The organism is Streptomyces sp. (genome assembly GCF_031178505.1).
Classification (GTDB): domain Bacteria; phylum Actinomycetota; class Actinomycetes; order Streptomycetales; family Streptomycetaceae; genus Streptomyces; species Streptomyces gulbargensis.
Window position 1 is genome coordinate 1 of the sequence record NZ_JAPSIW010000608.1, and the last position, 4,279, is coordinate 4,279.

Here is a 4,279-nt window from a genome sequence, read left to right on the forward strand (position 1 = left end):
CGGCTCCGGCGGAGGGAAGACTTCTGTCCGAGAAGCCCGTTCGTGTTACGGACTGTTGACCTGGCGGCGCCGGGAAGGGACGTTTTTCCGCCCCTGTGCGCGGTTCGTTCCCCGGGGGGTACGGAGCGGGCGCCGGGCCCGCCCCGTACGCCGGTGTCACTTCAGGTACGGTCCCGCCGTGCCGACGCGGCCCGGGCCGTCGAGCACGTACACCCGGAGGTTGCCCTTGCCCGGCGCGGCGACGGAGAGACGGCCGTCCGAGACGGTCCGCACGTCACCGCTGACGGCGTCGGTGTACGTCCCGTTCGGGACGCCCGTGAACGTGGCGCCGCCCGAGACGGTGACGAGCGCGAAACTGTCCGTCGTACCGCCGGTGTAGCGGCGCTTGAACGCCATCCCGCCCGAGACGCCCTCCGTGGAGTACTGGCCGGTCTGCAGCGCCGGGACCGCCCGCCGGATCTCGTTGAGCCGCTGGACGTGCTGGACCAGCGGCTGCCGGAGGGTCGTGGCGACCGCCCCCGAGGCGGCGGACACCTTCGAGAAGCCGGAGGCCGTGACCGACCCCGCCAGGTGGTCGCCGAAGTAGGCGCGGCCCGTCTCCGCCAGCGGGCAGGACGGCCCGCAGTCGATCTTCCGGCCCTTGCGGAACTCGATCTCGGAGCCGTAGTACAGCGTCGGGATGCCCCGGAAGGTCCACATCAGCGACATGTTCTCCGCCCAGGCGTCGGTCCCGCCCGCGTAGCGCTCGGAGGACTTGTTCGGCCCGTAGTCGTGACTGTCGACGTAGACGACGTTGTACGTGGCGTCGTGGTAACTGTCGTCGGAGTCCTTGCCGTTGGAGAAGGCGTTCTGCGCGTCGCCGAAGTTCATGTGCATCCGCATGTCGATGACGTGCATGCCGGAGAAGCGGCTCCGGTCGGGCGCGTGGTAGGCGTTCCCCGCCAGGAAGGCGTTGGTGGAGGTGGGCTGGTCGCCGGTGCCCCGCTGCTGCTCGTAGGCGTACATCTCCAGGGCCGCAGCGCCGTCGTCGGCGGAGAACTCCCCCCGCTCCTTCCAGGTGTAGAACTGCGCGGAGTGGTTGACCGAGCCGCGGTTCCACTTGTCGTTGACGAAGGCGGCCACCTCGCCGAAGACGAAGAAGTTCCGGGCCGCCTCGGCGCCGTGGCGCTGCGTGACGCGCTCCTGGATCGCGGGCAGGAAGCGCCGGTTCCAGGTGGTGCGCGGGATGTGCACGGCGGTGTCGACGCGGAAACCGTCCACCCCCATGTCGATGTACTTGTTGTACGCGCCGATCAGATGGTTCTGCACGGCCGGCTTCTCGGTGTCGAAGTCGGCCAGGTCCTCGTGGATCCAGCAGGAACGCGAGTCCTCACCCTCCCAGTTGCCGATCCAGCACTGGTGGTAGAGGTCCTTGGGGAACATGCCCGACGTGGGGCTGGGCCACTGGCAGTTGTGGAGCGTGTAGCCCTCGGCACTCCGGCCGCCGGTCGGCCTCCCCCAGTGGAGACAGGTGTTGCCGGCCGGCTCGGCCGTGGACCACAGGTCGCCGTTGTAGTACGACTTCCCCGACTTCGGGTCGACCGTCAGCCCGTCGTAGGCGAAGCCGGGCTGCTTCTCGTCGTAGTACCAGCTCCACTGGCTGTCCCGCACGCCGTACACGGTCGGCGTGAACAGGCCCTTCGCGCCCCAGCGGGAGGAGTGGTTGTAGACGACGTCCTGGTAGATCTTCATGCCCTTGGCGTGGGCGGCGTCGATGAGGTCCTGGTAGGAGGCCCCGGCGGACTCCAGGCGCGGGTCGACCCGGTGGAAGTCCCAGCCGTGGTAGCCGTGGTAGTCGTAGTCGGAGCGGTTGAGCACGACGGGGGTGATCCAGACGGCGGAGAAGCCGAGCCCCTTGATGTAGTCGAGCCGCTGGATCAGGCCCTTGAAGTCGCCCCGGAACATGGGGTCGTCATGGGCCGCGTTGCCCGACCGGGTGTGCTGGCTGCCGCCGCGGTTGTTCGACGGGTCGCCGTCGTGGAAGCGGGCGGTCAGGACGAAGTAGATCGGGTCCTTGCGCGGGTCGGTGCCCAGCGGCTTGCCGGGGGCCGGGCCCGCGGGCCGCTCACCGGTGGTGACGGTCGCCGGGGCGGACGCGGCGGAGACGTTCCCGGCGGCGTCGACCGCCCGCACGGTGTAGGCGTACGCGGTCCGTTCGGCGAGGCCCGTGTCGGAGAGGACGGTCGAGCCGACGTCGGTGACGGTCGTGCCGCCGGTGCCGCCCGTCCGGGTCACCTGGTACTTCGTGACACCGCGGTCGTCGGTGGCCGGGTCCCAGGTGAGGAGGACGGAGGTGCCGTCGGCGAGGGCGGTGACCCGGCCCGGGGCGGTCGGCGCGCGGGTGTCGGGCGGGGTGGCGGCGCACGGGTCGGACGCCTGCGGCGTCACGGTGTTCCTCCGGACCGTGGAGACGCCCGCGCCGATGGTGTAGTCGGCGCCGCCGTTGTTGTCCCAGATCCCGTTGCCGTTGTTGAAGGCGGCCTTCATCGAACCGGCCGTACCGAGGTCCACCTCCCGCTTCCACCAGCCCGCGCACACCTGCTCCATGCCGGCACCGGGCACGGTGGTCCACGACCCGCCGGCCGGCTGGTGGTGGATGTTGACCGTCGGCCAGCCCAGGGACTCCGTGGAGTAGTACACGGTCGCCCTGGCGGAGGGATCGGGCGGCGGGGTCCCGGCGCAGGGGTCGGAGTGGGCGACGGCCCCGTCCTTGACGGTGATGTTCCCGGTCCCGAGGGCGTAGTTCCGGCCGCCGTTGTTGTCCCAGGTGCCGGCGCCGTCGTTGAAGGTGGCCCGCAGGCCGGTGGCGGCGCCCAGGGGGACGGTCGCCCGCACCCAGTCCGTACAGGCCGGCTCCATCGCCATGCCGGGCACGGTGGTCCAGGCGCCCCCGTCGGGGGCGTAGTGCAGCTTGTAGGCGGCCCAGTCCTTCGTCCTGGTCCAGTAGAAGACGGTCGCCGTGTTCTCCGCGACGGCGGCCACCGGAGCGGTCCGGTGGGGTGGTGAGGACGGCGGTGGCGTGCCGGACGGCGTGGTGACCGCGGCGAGCAGACCTGCGGCGGCGGCCACCACGGCCACCACGGCGCGGCCGGCCGGCCGCGTGGGGGTACGGGGCATCTGCGGCTCCTGGCGGGATGCTTCCGGCACGCCGGCGGCAAGGGGATCGGCGCTTCTGGAAAACCGGTCGGAAACTTTCTGAAATTCCTTGCGTCGGGGGGAAGTTACCGCCGGCCGGCCCGGGTGGGAAGACATCCGGCGAAGACGTCCGGAAGACGTGCGGGGAAGGCCGGTCATCGGACGTGCGACGCCCGCGCGGCCCCGGACCGGCCGCCGCCCGGGGAGGGGGAGCGGGTCGGGAGGGAGGCGGGTCGGCCCGGCACGTCTCGTGCCCCGGCCGTGACGGCGCGCCGAGCGGCCGTCAGAAACGGTGCTCGGACCCGGAGTTCACCCCGGCGGCCGGCCACCGACGCCGAGGGATGGCGGCCCGGCTTCGGGACGAGCGGCGTCCGCCACCACGAGCCGGGCTCCATCGCCCTGGCCCTGGTCAAGCGGAACGTACCGGTCGACGCGCCGCCGGCCGCGGGGACCACGGTGGCGGCGCAGGAGACCGTCGTCGAGCCCCGAGCCGCCCGTCGTCGGCCCTCCTAAGGGCGAGTACGGCCTCGGCGACGGCTGCGGGCGCCCCACGACGCCGCGCCGCCGGGTACCGGCCGCCGGCCGCCCGGGGTCACGGGCGCGGCGGCAGCCAGCGACGGGCGGCCGCCAGCGTCACGTCGACCTCGTCGCTCCACGAACAGGCCTCCACCCACGACAGGTAGCCGCCCTGCGCGAAGACCAGCACCTCGCCGGGGTACAGGCCGGACTCCGTGACGAGCTGCGCCTCGGCCACCACGACGGTGCCGGGACCGGTGGGCGCCGGATCGACCTCGCCGGTGCCGCACGCGAAGTAGGCGGTGCCGCACCCGCAGGCGCAGCGCTCCCGCACACTCAGGTGCGGGACCTGCCGCCGGAGCGCGACGTGCACCGGATCGTCCGTGCTCAGGAGGGCCGCGAGCACATCGGCGACATCGGCGGGCAGGCTCTCGGACATCGCACCACCGTATCCGAACGGGCCGGCGCCCCTGTGGGGGCGCCTCCGGCCGTGTGGTCGGCACGCCCGAGGGGCCGGCGCCCGGCGGTTCGCCGGGGATCACCCAGGATCGCGAGAACGCGCGGACAGGGCAGTGGTCCGCCCGGGCCG

General features: G+C 72.6%; 2 protein-coding genes and 1 pseudogene. 1 reads left to right on the top strand and 2 read right to left on the bottom strand.

Annotation, left to right across the window (positions count from 1 at the left end; genetic code table 11):
* Nucleotides 1-156: 156 nt before the first annotated feature.
* On the bottom strand, nucleotides 157-3,156 hold the full coding sequence (locus RIF68_RS28850; protein WP_309054231.1) for a carbohydrate binding domain-containing protein: 3,000 nt from the start codon (nucleotides 3,154-3,156) through the stop codon (nucleotides 157-159).
* Nucleotides 3,157-3,483: 327 nt separating this feature from the next.
* Between RIF68_RS28850 and RIF68_RS28855 the strand changes: the two are divergent.
* Nucleotides 3,484-3,687 (top strand): annotated as a pseudogene (locus RIF68_RS28855) (hypothetical protein); the annotation flags it as partial.
* A gap of 79 nt (nucleotides 3,688-3,766) precedes the next feature.
* On the opposite strand, the gene RIF68_RS28860 reads toward RIF68_RS28855, so the two are convergent.
* Nucleotides 3,767-4,129 carry a hypothetical protein gene (locus RIF68_RS28860; protein ID WP_309054232.1) on the bottom strand — a complete coding sequence of 121 codons (363 nt, stop codon included), beginning with the start codon at nucleotides 4,127-4,129 and terminating at the stop codon, nucleotides 3,767-3,769.
* Nucleotides 4,130-4,279: the final 150 nt, after the last annotated feature.

Bases quoted from the DNA above. Each gene is read 5' to 3' on its own strand.
- RIF68_RS28850 (WP_309054231.1), bottom strand. From the start codon at position 3,156: ATGCCCCGTACCCCCACGCGGCCGGCCGGCCGCGCCGTGGTGGCCGTG.
- RIF68_RS28860 (WP_309054232.1), bottom strand. From the start codon at position 4,129: ATGTCCGAGAGCCTGCCCGCCGATGTCGCCGATGTGCTCGCGGCCCTC.